Annotated in this window: 18 protein-coding genes; 16 read left to right on the top strand and 2 right to left on the bottom strand. The window is 62.1% G+C overall.

Annotated elements, in window-relative coordinates:
* The first annotated feature begins 14 nt into the window (after positions 1 to 14).
* Positions 15 to 1,358: an NAD(P)-dependent oxidoreductase gene (locus tag ABEB22_RS00615; protein WP_406870617.1), complete on the top strand. Its 1,344-nt coding sequence runs from the start codon at positions 15 to 17 to the stop codon at positions 1,356 to 1,358.
* 3 nt (positions 1,359 to 1,361) lie between these two features.
* The gene (preA, locus tag ABEB22_RS00610) at positions 1,362 to 2,660 is read left to right on the top strand and encodes an NAD-dependent dihydropyrimidine dehydrogenase subunit PreA (RefSeq protein ID WP_406870616.1); all 1,299 of its coding nucleotides are present in this window, start codon (positions 1,362 to 1,364) and stop codon (positions 2,658 to 2,660) included.
* Between the two features lie 66 nt (positions 2,661 to 2,726).
* Here the strand turns inward: preA and ABEB22_RS00605 are convergent, their stop codons facing one another.
* Positions 2,727 to 3,617 (bottom strand): hypothetical protein, encoded by an 891-nt coding sequence (locus ABEB22_RS00605; protein ID WP_406870615.1) that lies wholly within the window; start codon positions 3,615 to 3,617, stop codon positions 2,727 to 2,729.
* Positions 3,618 to 3,900: 283 nt separating this feature from the next.
* On the opposite strand from ABEB22_RS00605, the gene ABEB22_RS00600 reads away from it, so the two are divergent.
* From ABEB22_RS00600 to ABEB22_RS00555, 10 genes are all read left to right on the top strand, one after another.
* Positions 3,901 to 4,527 (top strand): TetR family transcriptional regulator C-terminal domain-containing protein, encoded by a 627-nt coding sequence (locus tag ABEB22_RS00600; RefSeq protein ID WP_339114493.1) that lies wholly within the window; start codon positions 3,901 to 3,903, stop codon positions 4,525 to 4,527.
* Between the two features lie 137 nt (positions 4,528 to 4,664).
* The gene (locus ABEB22_RS00595) at positions 4,665 to 5,177 is read left to right on the top strand and encodes a hypothetical protein (protein WP_350934318.1); all 513 of its coding nucleotides are present in this window, start codon (positions 4,665 to 4,667) and stop codon (positions 5,175 to 5,177) included.
* A 499-nt stretch (positions 5,178 to 5,676) separates the two neighbouring features.
* Entirely contained in the window at positions 5,677 to 6,927 is a 1,251-nt protein-coding gene (locus ABEB22_RS00590) for a Zn-dependent hydrolase (RefSeq protein ID WP_339112242.1), read from the top strand.
* A 175-nt stretch (positions 6,928 to 7,102) separates the two neighbouring features.
* Positions 7,103 to 7,495 (top strand): tautomerase family protein, encoded by a 393-nt coding sequence (locus ABEB22_RS00585; RefSeq protein ID WP_339112243.1) that lies wholly within the window; start codon positions 7,103 to 7,105, stop codon positions 7,493 to 7,495.
* Positions 7,496 to 7,559: 64 nt separating this feature from the next.
* Complete coding sequence (gene hydA, locus ABEB22_RS00580; protein WP_406870614.1) at positions 7,560 to 9,014, top strand: dihydropyrimidinase; 1,455 nt, start codon at positions 7,560 to 7,562, stop codon at positions 9,012 to 9,014.
* An 81-nt stretch (positions 9,015 to 9,095) separates the two neighbouring features.
* Positions 9,096 to 9,875, top strand: a complete 780-nt coding sequence (locus tag ABEB22_RS00575; RefSeq protein ID WP_339112245.1) for an ABC transporter ATP-binding protein — start codon at positions 9,096 to 9,098, stop codon at positions 9,873 to 9,875.
* 108 nt (positions 9,876 to 9,983) lie between these two features.
* The gene (locus ABEB22_RS00570; RefSeq protein ID WP_406870613.1) at positions 9,984 to 10,847 is read left to right on the top strand and encodes an ABC transporter permease; all 864 of its coding nucleotides are present in this window, start codon (positions 9,984 to 9,986) and stop codon (positions 10,845 to 10,847) included.
* Positions 10,844 to 11,686 (top strand): ABC transporter permease, encoded by an 843-nt coding sequence (locus tag ABEB22_RS00565; protein WP_406870612.1) that lies wholly within the window; start codon positions 10,844 to 10,846, stop codon positions 11,684 to 11,686. The genes ABEB22_RS00570 and ABEB22_RS00565 overlap by 4 nt, the downstream gene beginning before the upstream one ends.
* A 53-nt stretch (positions 11,687 to 11,739) precedes the next feature.
* Positions 11,740 to 12,723, top strand: a complete 984-nt coding sequence (locus ABEB22_RS00560; RefSeq protein WP_350934310.1) for an ABC transporter substrate-binding protein — start codon at positions 11,740 to 11,742, stop codon at positions 12,721 to 12,723.
* Between the two features lie 119 nt (positions 12,724 to 12,842).
* On the top strand, positions 12,843 to 13,286 hold the full coding sequence (locus ABEB22_RS00555; RefSeq protein WP_339112249.1) for a hypothetical protein: 444 nt from the start codon (positions 12,843 to 12,845) through the stop codon (positions 13,284 to 13,286).
* Here ABEB22_RS00555 and ABEB22_RS00550 read toward each other — a convergent pair whose 3' ends face one another.
* Positions 13,287 to 14,480 (bottom strand): mechanosensitive ion channel domain-containing protein, encoded by a 1,194-nt coding sequence (locus tag ABEB22_RS00550; RefSeq protein WP_339112250.1) that lies wholly within the window; start codon positions 14,478 to 14,480, stop codon positions 13,287 to 13,289.
* Positions 14,481 to 14,634: 154 nt separating this feature from the next.
* On the opposite strand from ABEB22_RS00550, the gene ABEB22_RS00545 reads away from it, so the two are divergent.
* The 4 genes from ABEB22_RS00545 (at position 14,635) to ABEB22_RS00530 (ending at position 19,522) form a co-directional block, all read left to right on the top strand.
* Positions 14,635 to 16,005, top strand: a complete 1,371-nt coding sequence (locus ABEB22_RS00545; RefSeq protein ID WP_350934305.1) for a short-chain fatty acyl-CoA regulator family protein — start codon at positions 14,635 to 14,637, stop codon at positions 16,003 to 16,005.
* Between the two features lie 71 nt (positions 16,006 to 16,076).
* Entirely contained in the window at positions 16,077 to 16,502 is a 426-nt protein-coding gene (locus ABEB22_RS00540; protein ID WP_339112252.1) for a response regulator, read from the top strand.
* On the top strand, positions 16,489 to 16,758 hold the full coding sequence (locus ABEB22_RS00535) for a hypothetical protein (protein WP_350934300.1): 270 nt from the start codon (positions 16,489 to 16,491) through the stop codon (positions 16,756 to 16,758). The genes ABEB22_RS00540 and ABEB22_RS00535 overlap by 14 nt, the downstream gene beginning before the upstream one ends.
* 55 nt (positions 16,759 to 16,813) lie before the next feature.
* A complete protein-coding gene (locus ABEB22_RS00530) occupies positions 16,814 to 19,522 on the top strand; it encodes an ATP-binding protein (protein WP_406871158.1) in 2,709 nt (902 codons plus the stop codon).
* The last annotated feature ends 62 nt before the right edge of the window (positions 19,523 to 19,584 follow it).

Below are 19,584 nucleotides of genomic sequence, written 5' to 3'. Positions count from 1 at the left end.
GCAGGGAGGGCATCATGTCCAACAGCCAGCTCACAGCCGGAATAGTGGCGGGGCGGACCGACGCGGAGGCTCTGGCCTCGAATTTTAGCGATCTCCATCCGCCTCTGGATAACCACGAGGCGCGGGTGGCCGCGGACCGGTGCTATTTCTGCCATGACGCGCCCTGCGTCACGGCCTGCCCGACCTCCATCGATATTCCGCTGTTCATCCGGCAGATCTCGACCGGCACGCCCGAGGCTGCCGCAAGGACCATCTTTGACAGTAATATTCTGGGGGGCATGTGCGCGCGCGTCTGTCCGACGGAAAACCTTTGTGAAGGTTCCTGTGTGCGCGAGACGGCCGAAGGCAAGCCGGTGGAGATCGGCCTGCTGCAGCGCCATGCGACCGATACGCTGATGGCAAAACAGAGCCATCCCTATACCCGCGCGGCGCTGACGGGGCGCTCGGTGGCCGTGGTTGGCGCAGGGCCTGCGGGCCTGTCGGCGGCGCACCGTCTGGCTTTGAAAGGCCATGAGGTCACCATCTATGATGCCCGCCGCAAGCCCGGTGGTCTGAACGAATACGGGATCGCCTCCTATAAGGCGCCCGATGATTTCGCGCAAAAAGAGGTGGCGTGGCTGATGCAGATCAGCGGCATCACGATGGTCGAGAACTGGATGCTTGGCCGGAAGGGGGACGGCGATCTGGCCGAACTGCTGGCCGAGTATGATGCGGTCTTCCTTGGCATGGGGTTGTCGGGGGTGAATGCGCTGCGCCTCGAGGGCGAGGAGAAGGACGGCATCCTTCCGGCGACGGATTTCATCGCCGATCTGCGTCAGGCCTCCGATCTGGCCGCGTTGCCGATCGGGCGCGATGTGGTGGTGATCGGGGGCGGCATGACGGCTGTGGATGCGGCGGTGCAGGCCAAACTTCTCGGCGCGCTCAACGTCACTATCGTCTATCGCCGCTCGCGCGCCGAGATGCCGGCATCAAGCTTCGAGCAGGATCTGGCGCTGTCCAAGGGCGTGCGGATCATCGAACATGCGGCGCCTGTGGGGATCATCGGGAATGGTGCGGTCCGCGAGATCGAGTTTGCCTATACCAAAGCTGGTCCGAACGGGCTGGAGATGACCGACGAGACCTTCCGTCTGAAGGCGGACCAGTGCTTCAAGGCCATCGGTCAGACGCTGGGTGACACGCCCGAGGAGATCAAGATTGCGGGTGGCAAGATCATCACCGACGGGATCGGGCGCACCAGCATGGCCCGCGTCTGGGCGGGGGGCGATTGCACCCATGCCGGCGAAGATCTGACCGTGACGGCGGTCGCGCAGGGGCGCGATGCGGCTGAAGATATCCACTCTTTCCTGATGGAGGGCTGAGACATGGCCGATCTGTCGAGCACTTTCCTCGGTATCAAATCTCCCAATCCGTTCTGGCTGGCCTCCGCGCCGCCGACCGATAAGGAATATAACGTCCGCCGCGCCTATGAGGCCGGTTGGGGTGGGGTGGTCTGGAAGACCCTCGGGATGGAAGGCCCGCCGGTCGTCAATGTCTCGGGGCCGCGATATGGCGTGGTCTATGGGGCCGACCGCCGCTTGTTGGGGATCAACAATATCGAGCTGATCACCGATCGCGACCTGCAGACCAATCTCGACGAGATGACCCGCGTCAAGAAGGACTATCCCGACCGCGCGCTGATCGCCTCGATCATGGTGCCTTGCGAGGAGGAGGCATGGAAGGCGATCCTGCCGCGCGTCATGGAAACCGGCGCCGACGGGATCGAGCTGAATTTCGGCTGCCCGCATGGCATGGCCGAGCGCGGCATGGGCTCTGCGGTGGGGCAGGTGCCGGAATATATCGAGATGGTCACCCGCTGGTGCAAACAGTATTACGATAAGCCGGTGATCGTGAAGCTGACGCCCAATATCACCGATATCCGCAAGCCCGCCGAGGCCGCCAAGCGTGGTGGCGCCGATGCGGTGAGCCTGATCAACACGATCAACTCCATCACCAGCGTGGATCTGGACAGTTTCGCGCCGCAGCCGACGATTGATGGCAAGGGGTCGCATGGCGGCTATTGTGGCCCTGCGGTGAAGCCTATTGCGCTGAATATGGTGGCCGAGATCGCCCGCTCGCCCGAAACCGCAGGTCTGCCCATCTCGGGGATCGGTGGTGTGACGACGTGGCGCGATGCCGCCGAGTTCATGGCGCTCGGGGCGGGTAATGTGCAGGTCTGCACGGCGGCCATGACCTACGGGTTCAAGGTGGTGCAGGAGATGATCTCGGGTCTGTCGCAATATATGGACGAGAAGGGCTTCACCTCGATCGACGAGCTGGTGGGCCGCGCGGTGCCCAATACCACCGACTGGCAGTATCTCAACCTCAACTATGTGACCAAGGCCGAGATCAATCAGGATGACTGTATCAAATGCGGGCGTTGCTATGCGGTCTGCGAGGATACCAGCCATCAGGCCATCGCCGTCAGCGAAGATCGTGTCTATTCGGTGAAGGATGAGGAATGCGTGGCGTGCAATCTGTGTGTCGATGTTTGCCCGGTGGAGTGCATCACAATGCGCGAGCTGGAACTGGGCGAGATGGATCCGCGCACGGGGCGCGAGGTCGCGCCCTATGCGAACTGGACGACCCATCCCAATAATCCGGCCTCGCAGGCAGCGGAATGAACGAAAGGGCCGGAGCGATCCGGCCCTTTTCCATTGTAGGGATATCGTGTCACAGGGTGGAGGGGCTCAGTGCTTGTTCTTGTTGGAGATATCGGCATCGGGCTCGGTCACGCCGATCCCCGTATCGGGATTGATGGCGTTGAGCGGACCTTCTTGCACGGGCTGCGTGACGGAAGGGGTAATGGCCTTGGTATCGGTCATCATCGGCAGTTCCGAGCCCAGCAGCTCGGCCCCGTCATCGGGATTGGCGAGCGCTGCGTCGACATTGGTGCCATCGGGCATCTGCTCGGTGGTGCCCTCGACATCCGCGCCCTTGGCGCCTTTCTCGGAGCAGACATACATCGTGCCGCCCACGGCCACCGCTGTCACGGCCACGGCGGCAAGGCCGACCGGAGAAGCCGCCGCAACGGCCGCCACGCCCGCATCCTTCAGCCGCCCCTTCAGCTTGTCGCCCGTGGTCTTGACCACGATGGAGCCGATCTTGTCGCCTGCGACATTACCTGCAACATCTTTGGCAAAACCGTTGGTATTCTCGGTCATCTGCTTGGCGGCGTCGCCAGAGCCGTTGACCCTCTCGCAGAAGCTACGCGAGGGTTGCTCGCAATGGCCGAACCCGTCACGCGCGCCCTGCGCATAGCCAATATAGGTATCGGCATCCTTGTCCCATTGCAGGCAGAACGGCGCGCGGCCCGTATCGTCCAGTTCGGGCGTCATTGCACGCAGGGTCACGATGCCGGGGCAGGTGACCTTGCCGCGCGAGCCGAAGATCTTCTCGCGCAGGCTGAGGCTTTCTTCCACGCGCGGGTTGCTGTCGTCATAGACGAACTGGCTCGTCTTGCCGCGGATCGAGGTTTCGCAGCTCTGCAAGGCCGCATGGGCGGGCAGGGGCAGAACTGTTGCAGGGAAGGCTGCCACCAATGCACCGGTCAGCAGGTAGGGCAGGGAGCGTGATCTCATCATATGCACCGAAAAAGAATTGCGCCAAGCATCATATCAGCCTCTTTGTGCTCCAGCCAATGACAGTTTCGCGCGGAGGGGCATTTCCGGTGTCATGTAAGGGCATTTTTCGAGATGGAAACTTGATGAAATCTGTATTGCTGGCTATGCCGGAAGGGAAGCCCGGAGGAAATGAGTGACCGATAAGAATTTGTCTGCCGCCAAGCAAAGCAAGACCACCGGAGCAAAAGGGCCTGTCTCGACGGCGGTGCAGGCTGCTGCGGGCAAAAGCAGTGGAAAACCCCTGACCCGTATCCAGAAACGCAATCGCCAGACAATTCTCGAGGCGGCGCTGGAGGTATTTTCGGCACATGGATTCCGTGGCGCGACGCTGGACCAGATCGCCACCGAGGCGGGGCTGTCGAAGCCAAATCTTCTATATTACTACCCTTCGAAAGAGGCGATCCATGTGGAGCTTCTGTCGGGGCTCCTGGATCTGTGGCTGGCGCCGCTGAACGAGATGACAGCCGAAGGTGATCCGAAGACCGAAATCATGACCTATATGCGCCGCAAGCTGGAAATGTCGCGCGAAATGCCGCGCGAATCACGGCTGTTCGCCAATGAGGTTCTGCAAGGCGCGCCACGTTTCCACGAGGGGCTGGCAGGACAGCTTAAGACTTTGGTGGATGAGAAGGCAGGTATCATTCAAACATGGATCGATCAGGGAAAGCTCGCCCGCCTTGATCCGCATCATCTGATATTCTCCATCTGGTCACTGACGCAGCATTATGCGGATTTCGATGTGCAGGTTCGCACCGTTCTGGGGCAGGAGCGCGATCCTTTCGCCGAGGCGGAGGTATTTCTGGAGTTCCTATTCAACCGGTTGCTTTCGGTTGATCCCTGCAAGGACGCTCGGGACGATTCACTATAACCCCGTCTTTCTGCAACACTTAAGGTTTCGGTAACAACTCCGAGTCACGCTTTGAACGTGGGGGCTCTTGGGAAAGGGCCATGGTGATGGATCGCATATCGGGTTTTCTGCCCCCGGTTGGTTGGTCGCCGCTATTGATGTCGTCTCTGCCGAAAGTCGCTCCTGCGACGACGGTCGAAGCCATGGTTGGGGCGTCATCAACCAATAGCGGGCAAGGGGCAAATGTAGACACGCAATCGGGTCAATCCGGTTCTGGCAGGGCCGAGGCTCTGGCAAAGACCGTTGCGGCGCGCGACACGCTCTCCGATAGCCTGTCGGAAGAAGACGTCGAGACGAATGTGGCGGATAACGAGATCCTGTCCCTGCCTGCGGGGCCTAGCCCCGCCTTTCGCGTGTCCCTGCTCGAGCAGCAGGCGGCACGGGTGCGGGCGAGCACCTTCCCGAGTCAGTCCTCTGCCGAGATGGAAACTGGATTTGGTGCCGCCTATTCCAGTTTAACCCATGAACTCTTCCAGACAGAGACGGGCTGGTCCGTGTCTGTAGACCCTTCCGTGGACGTGGTTTCGGGGCCCGCAGATAGGGTAGGCGGCGCGTCGCCTCATGCAGCCGAGAGAGCTACGGCGATGACCGTGTTGGATGTAACCCGCTAGGGCGCGACTGCGGAACTATCGTGGCTTCCCGCGCTGGGCGGTGCCAGGCCCGAATGATGACGCATGGTCCGCATAAACCTGTTTCTGCGCCGCAAGAATATCTCTTACGCCGGGAGCTGCCTTTGGCAGGCTTCCGCATTGGTGCGTGAGGACGTCCGATCCGGCTTGTCTGCAAACGGAGACAGAGCTAGGCGGGCACATCATGGCCCGACTCGTCCATAGCGCATCGCTCTGCACTTTTTGCGTCTGGCGCAGACCGGCATTGCAGCCACGGACTGGCCCTGCGGTCTAGCGTCTAGCATCGGGATATCGCTGGAGGTGGGTGCCAAAAAAATAGGCGTCTTTTCGCAGTTTTTTCGTTCATCCCGAGACAGATCCGGCAAAGCCTTGACCCGTTTCGGGCAGGGGTGCTCAATAAAGTTGACCACTTGGTCAGAAACGAATTCGTCACAAAGAGAGCGCCCCCGCAAGACGCTCCGGTGACAGGGAGTATTTGAATATGTCTGCACCCGGAGAAAACCTCCGCATCGATTCCGCACGCCTTTGGGATAGTCTTATGGAAATGGCCAAGATCGGGCCGGGCGTCGCGGGGGGCAATAACCGCCAGACCCTGACCGACGAGGATGCCGAAGGACGCGCCCTGTTCCAGAGTTGGTGTGAAGCGGCGGGGATGTCGATGGGCGTCGACAAGATGGGGACGATGTTTGCCACCCGTGCGGGGGAGGACCCCGATGCGCTTCCCGTTTATATCGGCAGCCACCTCGATACCCAGCCCACGGGCGGGAAATATGACGGGGTGCTGGGCGTGCTGGCCGCGCTCGAGGTGGTGCGCACTCTTAACGACCTCAATATCAAGACCAAACATCCGATCGTGGTGACCAACTGGGCCAATGAGGAGGGCGCGCGCTTTGCGCCTGCCATGCTGGCCTCGGGGGTGTTTGCCGGAGAAATCAGCCTTGATCACGCCTATTCGCGCAAGGATCTGGAGGGCAAGACCTATGGGGCCGAGCTGGAGCGTATCGGCTGGAAGGGCGAGGAAGAGGTTGGCGCGCGCAAGATGCATGCCTATTACGAATATCATATCGAACAGGGCCCGATCCTTGAGGCCGCCGAGAAATCCATTGGTGTTGTAACCCATTGTCAGGGTCTGTGGTGGCTCGAGTTCACGCTGACCGGCAAGGATGCGCATACGGGCTCCACGCCGATGGATATGCGGGTGAATGCGGGCCTTGCCATGAGCCGGATCTTCGAGATGGTGCAGGATGTGGCCATGAAGAACCAACCGGGCGCCGTGGGCGGCGTGGGGCAGGTGACCTTCACCCCCAACTCGCGCAATGTGCTGCCGGGCAAGGTGGTGTTCACGGTCGATATCCGCACCCCCGATCAGGCCAAGCTCGATGCGATGCGCGCCGAGATCGAGGCCCGAGCCGCCGAGATCTGCGCCGAGATCGGTGTGGGCTGCGCTATCGATCCTGTGGGCCATTTCGACCCTGTGACCTTTGCGCCGGAACTGGTGACCAATGTCCGCAATGCGGCCGAACGTCTGGGCTATAGCCATATGGATATTATCTCGGGGGCCGGTCACGACGCCTGCTGGGCGGCGAAAGTGGCGCCGACCACGATGATCATGTGCCCCTGTGTGGATGGTTTGTCGCATAACGAGGCCGAGGAAATCAGCCCCGAATGGGCTGCGGCCGGTTGCGATGTGCTGTGCCACGCCGTGCTGGAAACCGCGGAGATCGTGAGCTGACGTATTTTGCGGATAATGTGGCATCCAATGGCATTCGCCTGACGCATACCAGCATTTTCGCAAAGCCAGACCTGCAATAAGGATGCTTGAAACATGGGGCTGATGGACCGATCTCATTGCCAAGAAGACGCGATCCCGAAGGGTTGCGCCATTGCGACAATGAAGGAGAGACCAAATGCCGATTATCCAGTTTCATGTCATCGAGGGCCGCCCCGAGACCGAGATCAAAGCCATGCTCGATATGGGTCACGAGGCGGTTCTGGAAGCCTTCGGGGTGCCGGAGGGCGACCGCTACCAGATCGTGACGCCGCACAAGCCGGGCCATATGGTTCTGGAGGATACCGGTCTGGGGTTCAAGCGCGGTCCCAGCCCGATCCTCGTGCAGGTGTTCTCGTCGCCGCGCACCGACGAGATGAAGCAGAAATTCTACGACATCCTCAGCACCAAGCTGGAGAAAGCCATCGGGCTCGATCCCAAGGATCTGATGGTGTCGGTCATGTCCAACACCAAGGCCGACTGGAGCTTCGGCTTCGGTCAGGCGCAATTCCTGACGGGCGAACTGGCCTGATCTCTCCCTCGCGGGACGGGATCGGGGATTTCCCGCCCGTCTCGCGATACCAAGGGAGAGTTCAATGACGACAACCGTCATCAAGGGCGGCACGATCGTGACCGCCGATCTGACCTATAAGGCCGATGTGCTGGTCGAGGGCGGCCAGATCATCGAGATCGGCACTGGCCTCAAGGGCGATAAGGTGCTCGAGGCCGAGGGCTGCTATGTGATGCCCGGCGGGATCGACCCGCATACCCATCTGGAGATGCCCTTCATGGGCACATATTCGTCGGATGATTTCGACGCAGGCACGGCGGCGGCGGTTTCGGGCGGCACCACGATGGTGATCGATTTCGCCCTGCCTAATCCGGGCGAGAGCATGCTCGATGCGCTGCGTAAATGGGATAACAAGGCTGCCCGCGCGCATTGTGACTATAGCTTCCATATGGCGGTGACCTGGTGGAGCGAGCAGGTCTTTGACGAGATGAAGACCATCACCGAGCGCGGCATCAATTCCTTTAAGCATTTCATGGCCTATAAGGGCAGCCTTATGGTCAATGATGACGAGCTCTTCGCCTCGTTCAAGCGTTGTGCCGAGCTGGGCGCGCTGCCGATGGTCCATGCCGAGAATGGCGATGTGGTGGCCGAGATGTCGGCGCGTCTTCTGGCCGAGGGCAATACCGGCCCCGAGGCCCATGCCTATTCGCGCCCGACGATTGTGGAGGGCGAGGCCACCAACCGCGCGATCATGATTGCCGATATGGCGGGCGTGCCGCTTTATGTGGTCCATACCTCCTGCGAGGAGAGCCATGAGGCGATCCGCCGTGCCAAGATGCTGGGCCGCCGCGTCTATGGCGAGCCGCTGATCCAGCATCTGGTGCTCGATGAGAGCGAGTATTTCGACAAGGATTGGGACCATTCGGCACGCCGTGTGATGTCGCCGCCCTTCCGCAACAAACAGCATCAGGATAGCCTTTGGGCGGGGCTGGCCTCCGGCACGCTGTCTTGTGTGGCGACCGATCACTGCGCCTTCACCACCGAACAGAAGCGCTATGGCGTGGGGGATTTCACCAAGATCCCCAATGGCACCGGCGGGCTCGAGGACCGGATGCCGATGCTCTGGACCTACGGGGTGAATACGGGCCGCATCACGATGAATGAATTCGTGGCGGTGACCTCGACCAATATCGCCAAGATCATGAATATCTATCCCAAGAAGGGCGCGATCCTTGTGGGTGCGGATGCGGATCTGGTGGTCTGGGACCCGCAGGCCAGCAAGGTGGTTTCCGCCAAGACGCAGGTATCCTCCATCGATTACAATGTTTTCGAGGGCAAGGAGGTGAAGGGCTTGCCGCGTTATACCCTTTCGCGCGGGGTGGTGGCCGCGACCGAGGGCCGCGTCGCGGCCCCCGAAGGGCATGGGCAGTTTGTCTCGCGCCCGCCGGGGACGGCCGTGTCCAAGGCGCTGTCGACATGGAAAGAGCTGACCGCACCGCGGCCGGTCGTCCGCGCCGGTATTCCGGCCAGCGGCGTCTGAGATCTCTTGCAGGATGCCCATAAACTTGGGCATCCTCACCTACAGAGCCCGGAAAACGGGTCGGATGGAAGAACGGGGAAAATGAAGAAACCGATTATTGAAGCCCGCGGCGTCAATCTGGTCTTCGAGACCAATGACGGGCCGGTGCAGGCGCTCAAGGATGTGAACCTCTCCATCGAGCGCGGCGAGTTCGTGTCGTTTATCGGGCCATCGGGCTGTGGCAAAACGACGTTTTTGCGCTGTATTGCCGCGCTCGAGACGCCCACATCGGGTGCGCTGACGGTGGGTGGGATCTCGCCCGACGAGGCGCGCAAGGCGCGCAGCTATGGCTATGTGTTCCAGGCAGCGGGGCTCTATCCGTGGCGCACCATCGCCGGAAATATCAAGCTGCCTCTGGAGATCATGGGCTATCCCAAGTCCGAGATGGATGCGCGGGTGGAAAAGGTGCTGGAGCTGGTGGATCTGAAGGGCTTCGGCCGCAAGTTCCCGTGGCAGCTGTCTGGCGGTATGCAGCAGCGCGCCTCGATTGCGCGGGCGCTGTCCTTTGATGCAGATATCCTTCTGATGGACGAGCCCTTTGGCGCACTGGATGAGATCGTGCGCGACAAGCTCAACGAGGAGCTTCTGGCGCTCTGGGCACGGACCGGCAAGACCATCGGCTTTGTCACCCATTCGATCCCCGAGGCAGTTTATCTGTCAACCAAGATCGTGGTGATGAGCCCGCGTCCGGGGCGGATCACCGATGTGATCGAGAGCCCTTTGCCGCGCGAGCGCCCGCTCGAGATCCGCGATACGCCCGAATTCCTCGAGATCGCGCAGCGTGTGCGTGAGGGTCTGCATGCAGGGCATGCCCATGTGTGAGGGGTCCATGCGCGACGATATGATCAACCGATGGGGGGCGCTGCCCCCCAAACCCCCCGGGATATTTAGGGACGCTGGAAGGGCGGACCTCGGGAAGGAGGGGCGCGCATGACGCGGGTTTTTCCGGTTCTGACGGTCATTCTGGCGATTATCGCTCTCTGGTACGGGGCGGCGGTGTGGCTCAATAGCGCATGGGTCTATGATCAGGCGCAGCGGGCGGGGCAGAGCGTGGGCTTTGGCGAGATGGTCGGACAGACCATGGCGCTCGACCGCCCCGTATTGCCTGCGCCGCATCAGGTGGTGATAGGGCTATGGGACGGGATCACGGGGCAGAAGATCACCTCTAAACGGTCTCTGGTCTATCATGGCTGGATCACGCTGGAGGCCACGGGGCTCGGGTTTATCATCGGGACGGTGGCGGGGCTTTTGCTGGCGGTGGCGCTTGTGCATAACAAAGCGCTGGATATGAGTTTCATGCCCTGGGCGATTGCGAGCCAGACCATCCCCGTTCTGGCGATTGCGCCGATGGTGATTGTGGTGCTGGCCTCCCTCGGGGTGAAGGGGCTGCTGCCCAAGGCGCTGATTGCGGCTTACTTAAGTTTCTTCCCCGTGCTGGTGGGCATGGTGAAGGGGCTCAGGGCGCCCGATGCGATGCAGATCGATCTGTTGCGCACCTATGGCGCGCCGAAAGCCGCGATGTTCTGGAAGCTGCGGCTGCCGTGCTCGATGGCCTATTTCTTTGCCTCGCTGAAGGTGGGGGTGGCGGCGGCTCTTGTGGGCACGATCGTGGCCGAGCTGCCTGCGGGCGCTGTGGCGGGGCTCGGGGCGCGTCTGTTGCAGGGCAGCTATTACGGGCAGACGATCCAGATCTGGGCGGCGCTGATTGCGGCGGCCTGTCTGGCGGCGGTGCTGGTGGCGTTGGTCGGGCTCGTCGAGAGGATCGTGTTGAAGAGAATGGGGCTGGCAAGATGAGCGTTCTGATCTGTGCGATTGTCTTCTGGATTGCGGCGATTGCGCTGAATTCCTTCATTGCCGCGCGTTGGCCGGAACGCCGTTGGGCGCGCTATTTTGTGCCCGCTCTTTTCGGGGTGACGCTTCTGGTGCTCTGGGAAGGGATCGTGCGGGGCTTTGGCGTGAGCCAGGTGATCCTGCCGGCTCCGAGCCTGATTGCCGAGCGTTTTGCCGCCTCGACCGGCGTGCTCTGGATCGATTTCCGCCAGACCATCCTCAAGGGTGCGCTCTCGGGCTATATCATGGGCTGTGTCGCGGCCTTTGTGGTGGCGGTTCTGGTGGACCGCTCGCGGTTTCTGGAGCGCGGGCTGATGCCGGTCGGGAACTTCTTGGCCGCCTTGCCGATTGTGGGGATCGCGCCGATTTTCGTCATGTGGTTCGGCTTTGACTGGCAGTCCAAGGCAGCGGTGGTGATTGTCACCGTGTTCTTTCCGGTGCTGGTCAATATGGTTGCGGGCCTCAAAGCCACAGATCCGCTGCAGCGCGATCTGATGCGCACCTATGGGGCAAGCTATATGCAGACGCTGGTGAAGATGCGCCTGCCGGCGGCGCTGCCGTTCCTCTTCAACGGGCTGAAGATTGCCACCACGCTGGCACTGATCGGGGCCATTGTTGCTGAATTTTTCGGCTCTCCGACGCGGGGAATGGGTTTCCGCATCTCGACGGCGGTGGGGCAACTCGACATGGCGCTCGTTTGGTCGGAGATTACCGTGGCAGCACTGGCAGGGACCGGATTCTACGGGCTGATCGCGCTTGTGGAGAAAGGGCTCACCTTCTGGCATCCGTCGCAAAGGGGATAAGCGGCGGGGGCTTCAGGGATATGGAAATAAACGATAATCAACAGGAGAGTAAGATGAAGAACTGGATGATGGGCGCGGCGCTTGCAGCCCTTGCCACCGCAAGCCCGGCCTTTGCCGCCGATGTGACGCTGCAGCTGAAATGGGTCACGCAGGCGCAGTTTGCGGGCTATTATGTCGCGAAGGACAAGGGCTTTTACGATGACGAGGGGATCGATGTGGATATCCTCGCCGGTGGACCCGATATCTCGCCCACGCAAGTGATGGCCGGTGGTGGCGCCGATGTGACCGTGGACTGGATGCCCTCGGCGCTGGCCGCACGCGAGAAGGGGCTCCCGCTTGTCAATATCGCGCAGCCGTTCAAATCTTCCGGTATGATGCTCACCTGCCTCAAGGAGAGCGGCATCACCTCGCCCGAGGATTTCAAGGGCAAGACGCTGGGCGTGTGGTTTGGCGGCAATGAATACCCGTTCCTGAGCTGGATGAGCACGCTGGGTATCCCGACCGATGGGTCGGAGGGCGGCGTGACCGTGCTCAAACAGGGCTTCAACGTCGATCCGCTGCTGCAGAAGCAGGCGGCCTGTATCTCGACCATGACCTATAACGAATACTGGCAGATCATCGATGCGGGGATTTCGCCCGACGATCTCGTGACCTTCAAATACGAGGACGAGGGCGTGGCCACTCTGGAAGACGGTCTCTATGTGCTTGAGGATAATCTAAAAGATCCGGCCTTCAAGGAGAAGATGGTCAAGTTCGTCCGGGCTTCGATGAAGGGCTGGAAATGGGCCGAGGAGAATCCCGACGAGGCGGCCGAGATTGTGCTCGATAACGACATGACCGGCGCGCAGACCGAAGAACACCAGAAGCGCATGATGGCCGAGGTCGCCAAGCTGACCGCGGGTTCGAACGGCGCGCTTGATCCGGCAGATTATGATCGCACGGTCGAAGTGCTTATGAATGGCGGTTCCGACCCGGTCATCACCAAAAAGCCGGAGGGAGCCTATACGCTGGAGATCACCGACGAGGCGCTCGAATAAGGCGGTCTTGATCGGGAAAGTCCAGGCGCGCGGGAGTAATCCCGCGCGTCTTTTACATTTTAATCGTATTTTCATCGCGCTCTGCGACTCTGGGGCATAGAGGCCCAAAGGAGGGCGTGATGAGTAGATCGAGACCGTATCAGGAAGAGGGGCTTCCCGCCTGGGTCAAATGGGGGCTGTTTCCGGCCATGCTGGGGGGCTTTGGCTGGGCGTTCTATGCCGTGTCGCAAAGCCAGTTCGCCGCACCTGCCTCCTATCTGTTCAACACACCTTCGGAGGCTGTGGAGGCGGCCTATTGCATGGTGGTGGCGGAGGATGTCCATCCCAACCGTGTGCCGCCCGGGTCCTATCTGAGCGAGGCGCGTAATTTCTGGATGACGCGTCTGCGCGAAATCAGCGGGAGCGGCATGGGCGCTGCGCTTGTGAAGGCGCGGGTGCAACTGACCCGCGATATCGACCGTGTGCAGCGGCCCAATCCGCGGAAGGAATGGCTGGAATTCACGGTCGGCGAATGCAGCCACAAGGCCACGAATTACGGTATGAAATTCCGCGAGTTCCAGTGATCAGCCCAAGGGGGACAGATTGTCCTGCAGGCTGCGTCCTGTGCCCGGCTCGGCATTGATGCTGGCCTCTGCGCGGGTGCGTGGCAGGGCATGGGGCATCTCGCGCTGGATGTAGTCGATGATCGCCTCGCGGGTCTCGCAGCGCAGGTCGAACACGCGCGGCGCCGTGCGCGCCGAGACCAGCACACGGATCTCCATCACCCGCTCGCGGAAATCCGTGACCTGCATCGCATAGACCTTGCCATCCCAGAGGCGGTTCTGTGCGACCAGTTGTTGCGCGACTTTGCGCAGCTTGCCCACATCTGCGGAATGGTCGAGATAGAACATGCAGGTGCCGATCAGTTCTGCATTGTCGCGGGTCCAGTTCTGGAACGGCTGCTCTATGAAATAGCTCAGGGGCACCACAAGACGGCGCCAGTCCCAGAGCTTGAGCACGACATAGGCCGAGGTGATCTCCTCGACCCAGCCCCATTCCCCCTCGACAATCAGCGCATCATCGATGCGGATCGGCTGGGTCAGGGCCAGCTGGATACCGGCGATGAGGTTTTTCAGGATCGGCTGGAGCGCAAGACCCACCACGATACCGGCGGCACCACCCGCCGCCAGCAGCGAGACACCATATTGACGGACGGCGGGCACCGTCATGAGTGCGGCCGCCACCGCCAGCACGACGATGGCCACATTGGCCACCCGCAACAGGATACGGGTCTGGGTCACATGTTTGCGCGCCAGAAGATTGTCCTCGGCATCCAGCTTGAACCGGCGCATATGCAGCGTCGTCCAGATATAGAGCGCGGTATGGCCGATCCATGCCAGACAGAGGATGAAGGCCACCAGCAGAAGATGGCTGAACAGCCGCGCTGTCTCGGCGGAGATCGGGGCGGCATTCACCCCCACGCCAAGCGCGATGATGATCAGCAACAGCCGGAGCGGCTTGGTCGAACGCGTCACCAGAGAGCGCCAGAACAGATCCTTGTTGCGCACCATCCGGTCCAGTGTCGAGCGCACCATCCGGTGCAGCGCGAGCGCAGCAACAAAACATACGACGAAAACCATAACGGACACGGTCCAGTCCGGCAGGTAGAGCGTGGCCTGATCGACCGCTGTCTCCATCACATCGCTCACCGCCGTCTCGAGGGTCTGCAATCCGTCGGGTAACGCGTCCAGCGCCTCGGGCGTGGTGTCGGTGGCCATAGTCTTCTCCGCTGATGGTTTGCCTATATGCTGCGGCGCAGCGCGCTGATGTCAAGGCAGGTGCCTGTGATAAGCGGCATTTTGCTTCCAACATGGGGTTTGGTGCGCTATCCCTTTGAGAAGAGGCCCCGAAAGGGGTTTGGGGGAGAATGGTATGGCACGCGCGGCATTGACCGGCACGCGCATCCGCGAAAGGCGGATGGCACTTGGTATGAAACAGGCGGATCTGGCGCAGCGCATTGGCATGTCGGCGGCCTATGTCAATCTGATCGAGCATAACCGCAGGCGGGTAGCCGATCCGCTTCTGGTCCAGATCGCCGAGGCTCTAGAGATCGAAACATTGGCGCTGGCCGAGGGGGCGGAGGGGGCGCTGTTTGACAATTTGCGCGAGGCGGCGGCCTCCCTGCCGACCGAGGCTGCCAGCCCGGCCAGGGCGGTGTCCTCTCCCTTGGCGGCGCCTGTGGCAGAGCTTGACCGGATCGAGGAATTTGTGGGCCGTTTTCCGGGATGGGCGGCGCTCCTGTCGGACCGCCAGCGCCAGATTACGGGGCTCAACCGGCTGGTCGAGCAACTCTCCGAACGGCTGTCGGAGGATCCGTTCCTGATCGACGGGCTGCATGAGGTGATCTCGGCCGTCACCAGCCTGCGCTCTACGGCGGCCATCCTGACCGACGAGCCCCAGATCGAGCCAGAATGGCAGGCGCGGTTCCTGCAGACGATTTCCGGCGAGAGCCTGCGCCTGTCGGGCGCGGCGGAGGCGCTGGTGGGCTATCTCGACAGCCAGAGCGGAGCGGATCTCGCCCAGTCCGGCCCTTTCGAGCAGATGGAAGCATGGTTGCGCGAACGGGACTGGCATGTGGCCGAACTGGAGGCCGACCCCGCTGCCGGTATCGATGCCATCGTCACGGGCGCGCGCAGTCTTGCCTCCGAGGCGGCGCGCGCGCTGGTGCGCAACTGGCTGGGGCTCATGCGCGAAGATATCAGGGCGCTGCCGATGGCCGCGCTGGAGGCGGCGCTGGCGCGGCACGGGCTCGCGCCCGGGGCGATTGCGACGGATCTGGGCGTGCCCGCCGGTCTGGTTCTGCGCCGTCTGGCCCAGCTTCCGGCGGGCCATGTGCATGCGCCCGAACTGGGTCTCGTGATCTGCGATGCGTCGGGCGCGATCATCTTCCGCAGGCCCTGCACAGGCTTTGCCTTGCCGCGTTACGGGGCGGGTTGCGGGCTCTGGCCGATCTATGAGGCGTTGCGCCAGCCGATGCAGCCGCTGCGCCATGACGTAGAGATCGCGGGACGGGTGAGCCAGAGTTTCGCCACCTATTCCATCGCCGTGCCGCAGGCGGCGGGGCAGGGATTTGGCCAGCCGCTGGTGCTGCATTCGCATATGCTGATCGTGCCGCTTTCTCCCGCGCTGGCCAGCGGTCCGCGCCGTCCTATCGGGGTCACCTGCCGGATCTGCCCGCGCACGGCCTGCACCGCACGGCGGGAACCCTCGATCCTCGGCACCGTGCGCTCGGATCTGGGGTAGCGTGGGGTGTCGGGAAGATTTGACATGGTTCCCCTCGCGGGGGATAGTCGGAGCGGGAGAAGGAGACGGGCATGCCGAAAGACCATGTTCTTCTGATTGAGGACGAACCGAATATCACCGAAGCGCTGCGGTTCATTCTGACGCGGCGCGGCTTTGCGGTGTCCAGCGAGGCGGATGGTGCGCGGGCGATGGCGGCCATTGCCGAGACGCGGCCCGATGCGATCATTCTGGATATGATGCTGCCGGGATGCTCGGGGCTCGAGATACTTGCGGCCCTGCGCGCGGATCCGGGTCTGAAGGCGATCCCTGTCCTGATGCTGACCGCACGGGGACAGGCGCGTGACCGCGCTGCGGCCGATGAGGCGGGAGCTACGGCCTTTCTGGCCAAACCCTTCGCCAATGCCGATCTGCTGGAAGCGATCGACGGGATTCTGGCCCCGGGGCGTGGCACGACGGAGACCGGCCTGAACCAAGGGCTCTCGCATGGCACCGGCTAAGGCCCCGCTGTTTCTGGCGCGGCGCTCCTATCGGCTGCGGAGGGTGATGGATGCGCTGCGGCTCCTGCCGCTTCTGGGGCTGGTCCTGTTCGTGCTGCCCGGGTTCTTCGTCCTCCGGCCCGCACATGTGGCGGTGCTCGGGCTCTATCTGTTTGCCGTCTGGGCCGGGCTGATCGTGGTAACGGCAATCCTCTCGCGCAGGCTGGAGCATGTGCTGGCCGAGGCGGGGACGCAGCCAGAGGACCGCGATGACTAGCGCCCGGATGACGGGCGTCTTCGGAACGGGGCTGGAGCAGGCGACGCTTACGGGCATGAGCTTTGATGGGCTGATCCTCGTCTGTCTGGCCTATGTGATCCTCCTGTTCGGGGTGGCCTTCTGGGCCGAGGGGCGGGCGCGCCGTGGACATATGGGCATCCTGCAAAGCCCGTGGGTCTATACACTGTCGCTGTCAATCTATTGCACTGCATGGACCTTCTACGGGGCCGTGGGCTATGCCGCGCGCTCCGGGCTGGAGTTCGTGACCATCTATCTGGGTCCGAGCCTTGTATTTTGCGGCTGGTGGTGGCTGCTGCGCAAGCTGGTGCAGGTGGGGCGGGCGCAAAGGGTGACCTCGGTGGCCGATCTGATTTCGGCCCGCTATGGCAAATCGAACAGTCTCGGCGTGGTGGTGACCCTGCTGGCTGTGCTGGCCGCCACCCCCTATATCACGCTGCAGCTGCAATCTGTGACCGAGAGCCTGAGCGCCTTTGCGGTGCCCGTGGCCGATGGCGGAATGGTCCCGGTAAGTGATGCCAAACAGAGTTGGGCGATGTGGATTGCCATCGGGCTTGCGGCATTTGCCATCCTTTTCGGCACCCGTAATCTGGATGCGAGGGAGCGCCATCATGGGGTCGTTATGGCGATTGCGCTCGAGGCGGTGGTGAAACTGGTGGCGGTGCTGGCGGTGGGCGGCTTTGTCGTCTGGGTCCTGGGGGGCGGCTGGGGGCCGATCATGGAGCGCATCGATCTGCACGCGACGCAGGACTGGGTGCCGCAGCCGGGCCGCTTCATGGGACTGACGCTTTTGTCGGCGGCGGCGATCCTGACATTGCCGCGGATGTTTCAGGTGCTGGTGGTCGAGAATGTCGAGGAACGGCATCTGGCCTTTGCCGCATGGGCCTTTCCGGCCTATCTGGCGCTGATCTCGGTCTTCGTGCTGCCGATTGCGGTGATGGGGCTGGAGCTTCTGCCGGAGGGCGCCAATCCCGATCTTTTCGTCCTGACGGTGCCATTGTCGCAAGGCCATGACTGGCTGGCACTGCTGGCCTTTCTGGGCGGGTTCTCTTCTGCGACCTCGATGGTGATCGTGGCGGCCATTGCACTGGCCACGATGATCTCGAACCAGATCGTGACGCCGCTCTGGCTGGCGCTGTGGCCCGCCCATAACAGCAATCTGCGCCATATCGTGCTGATGTCGCGCCGCGTGGCGATTGCCTTGGTAATGGGCTTGGGCTTTGGCTATTACCGGCTGTCGGGTCAGGGGGCGCTGGCCGAGATCGGGCTCATTGCCTTTGTGGGCGCGGCGCAGACGCTTCCGGCGCTCCTGGGCGGGCTCTACTGGCGCGGTGGCACCCATCAGGGCGCGCTGACAGGGTTGCTCTTGGGGGGCGCGATCTGGGTCTATACGCTCTTTGTGCCGTCCTTCGGGGAAGGGGGGCTGATGTCGGCGCAGATGCTGGCAGAGGGGCCGTGGGGGATCGGCTGGCTCCGTCCCGAGGCGCTTTTCGGGCTGGAGGGGATGGACCCTCTGTTACATGCGCTGTTCTGGTCACTGTTTTTCAACGTGACGGGCTATGTGACGCTGTCGCTGCTGTCTTTCCCGCCGCCTCTGGAACGTCTGCAGGGCGTGGCCTTCGTCAATATCTACGAGGAGGGGCCGGGGCCGCGGGGCTGGCATATGGCGGTGGCCGAGGCTGAGGATTACCTCTCGATGGCGCAGCGTATCCTTGGCGCGCAGGTAGCGCAGCGTTTCTTTCAGGAAGAGGCCGCACGGCAGGGTAAAACCGGCTGGCTGCCTGACCCCACCCGAGATTTCCTGACAGCGCTGGAGCGGCGGCTGGCCGGCTCGGTGGGCTCGGCCACGGCCCATGCGATGCTGGCGCAGCTATCGGGCGGGCGGGTGATCTCGGTCCGGGATCTGATCAATATGGCCAGCGAAGCGGCTGACATAAAAGAACATTCCTATCAGCTCGAGACCAAATCCGAAGAGCTTGCGCAGGTCGCGCGCCAGCTGCGCGAGGCCAATGACAAACTGACCCGCATCTCGGTGCAAAAAGACGCGTTTCTGGGCCAGATCAGCCATGAGCTGCGCACGCCGATGACCTCGATCCGCGCATTCTCCGAGATCCTGATGGAGCCGGATCTCCCCGAGGCGATGCGGCGCGACTATGCGAAGATCATCCTCGACGAAGCCCGGCGCCTGACGCGGCTGCTCGATGATCTTCTGGATCTCTCGGTGCTTGAACATCGCAAGGTGCAGCTACATATCGGGGCCACGAATTTGCATGATCTGCTGGACCGCGCGACACAGGCCGCAGGGCCGGAGGCGGGGCATGAGGCGGGCCAGTTGCGCATCGAACGGGACTTCCCGAGCGAACATGTCGGGCTTATTACCGATGGCGACCGGCTGGTGCAGGTCTTCATCAACCTCATCACCAATGCACGCAAATGCTGCGCTGCAGCAAAGCCGGTTCTGCGAATCGAAGTGCGGCGGGACGGGGAGTTTGCCCAGATCGATTTCATCGATAACGGGCAAGGCATTCCAAAGGCCGAGCAGGATCTGATCTTTGAGAAATTTTCACGACTTACCGATACAGCTAAAGCAGGCGGGGCCGGGCTGGGTCTTGCGATTTGCAAGGAGATTCTGGGTAATCTGGGCGGGTCTATCGACTATCTTCCGGGGCAGGGCGGGGCCGCGTTCCGGGTGCGTGCGCCGCTTCGCAGCGTAAAAAATGTGGTTGATGTGAAAGATGGTTTGTAATCATTGCTGCGTTAAAGGTTTTGTAAACCCTGATCTGCGAGGCTGCCCTGTGTCACCCTCGG

Origin of the sequence: Thioclava sp. 'Guangxiensis' (genome assembly GCF_045348365.1) — a bacterium.
In the GTDB taxonomy this organism is placed as follows: domain Bacteria; phylum Pseudomonadota; class Alphaproteobacteria; order Rhodobacterales; family Rhodobacteraceae; genus Thioclava; species Thioclava kandeliae.
The sequence above is the reverse complement of the archived record's forward strand: the minus strand, read 5'-3'. Positions and strand labels throughout refer to the sequence as shown.

Excerpts from the sequence above, each read along its gene's own strand:
- ABEB22_RS00615 (WP_406870617.1), top strand. The coding sequence starts at position 15 with ATGTCCAACAGCCAGCTCACAGCCGGAATAGTGGCGGGGCGGACCGAC.
- preA (WP_406870616.1), top strand. The coding sequence starts at position 1,362 with ATGGCCGATCTGTCGAGCACTTTCCTCGGTATCAAATCTCCCAATCCG.
- ABEB22_RS00605 (WP_406870615.1), bottom strand. The coding sequence starts at position 3,617 with ATGAGATCACGCTCCCTGCCCTACCTGCTGACCGGTGCATTGGTGGCA.
- ABEB22_RS00595 (WP_350934318.1), top strand. The coding sequence starts at position 4,665 with ATGTCGTCTCTGCCGAAAGTCGCTCCTGCGACGACGGTCGAAGCCATG.
- ABEB22_RS00590 (WP_339112242.1), top strand. The coding sequence starts at position 5,677 with ATGTCTGCACCCGGAGAAAACCTCCGCATCGATTCCGCACGCCTTTGG.
- ABEB22_RS00585 (WP_339112243.1), top strand. The coding sequence starts at position 7,103 with ATGCCGATTATCCAGTTTCATGTCATCGAGGGCCGCCCCGAGACCGAG.
- hydA (WP_406870614.1), top strand. The coding sequence starts at position 7,560 with ATGACGACAACCGTCATCAAGGGCGGCACGATCGTGACCGCCGATCTG.
- ABEB22_RS00575 (WP_339112245.1), top strand. The coding sequence starts at position 9,096 with ATGAAGAAACCGATTATTGAAGCCCGCGGCGTCAATCTGGTCTTCGAG.
- ABEB22_RS00570 (WP_406870613.1), top strand. The coding sequence starts at position 9,984 with ATGACGCGGGTTTTTCCGGTTCTGACGGTCATTCTGGCGATTATCGCT.
- ABEB22_RS00565 (WP_406870612.1), top strand. The coding sequence starts at position 10,844 with ATGAGCGTTCTGATCTGTGCGATTGTCTTCTGGATTGCGGCGATTGCG.
- ABEB22_RS00560 (WP_350934310.1), top strand. The coding sequence starts at position 11,740 with ATGAAGAACTGGATGATGGGCGCGGCGCTTGCAGCCCTTGCCACCGCA.
- ABEB22_RS00555 (WP_339112249.1), top strand. The coding sequence starts at position 12,843 with ATGAGTAGATCGAGACCGTATCAGGAAGAGGGGCTTCCCGCCTGGGTC.
- ABEB22_RS00550 (WP_339112250.1), bottom strand. The coding sequence starts at position 14,480 with ATGGCCACCGACACCACGCCCGAGGCGCTGGACGCGTTACCCGACGGA.
- ABEB22_RS00545 (WP_350934305.1), top strand. The coding sequence starts at position 14,635 with ATGGCACGCGCGGCATTGACCGGCACGCGCATCCGCGAAAGGCGGATG.
- ABEB22_RS00540 (WP_339112252.1), top strand. The coding sequence starts at position 16,077 with ATGCCGAAAGACCATGTTCTTCTGATTGAGGACGAACCGAATATCACC.
- ABEB22_RS00535 (WP_350934300.1), top strand. The coding sequence starts at position 16,489 with ATGGCACCGGCTAAGGCCCCGCTGTTTCTGGCGCGGCGCTCCTATCGG.
- ABEB22_RS00530 (WP_406871158.1), top strand. The coding sequence starts at position 16,814 with ATGAGCTTTGATGGGCTGATCCTCGTCTGTCTGGCCTATGTGATCCTC.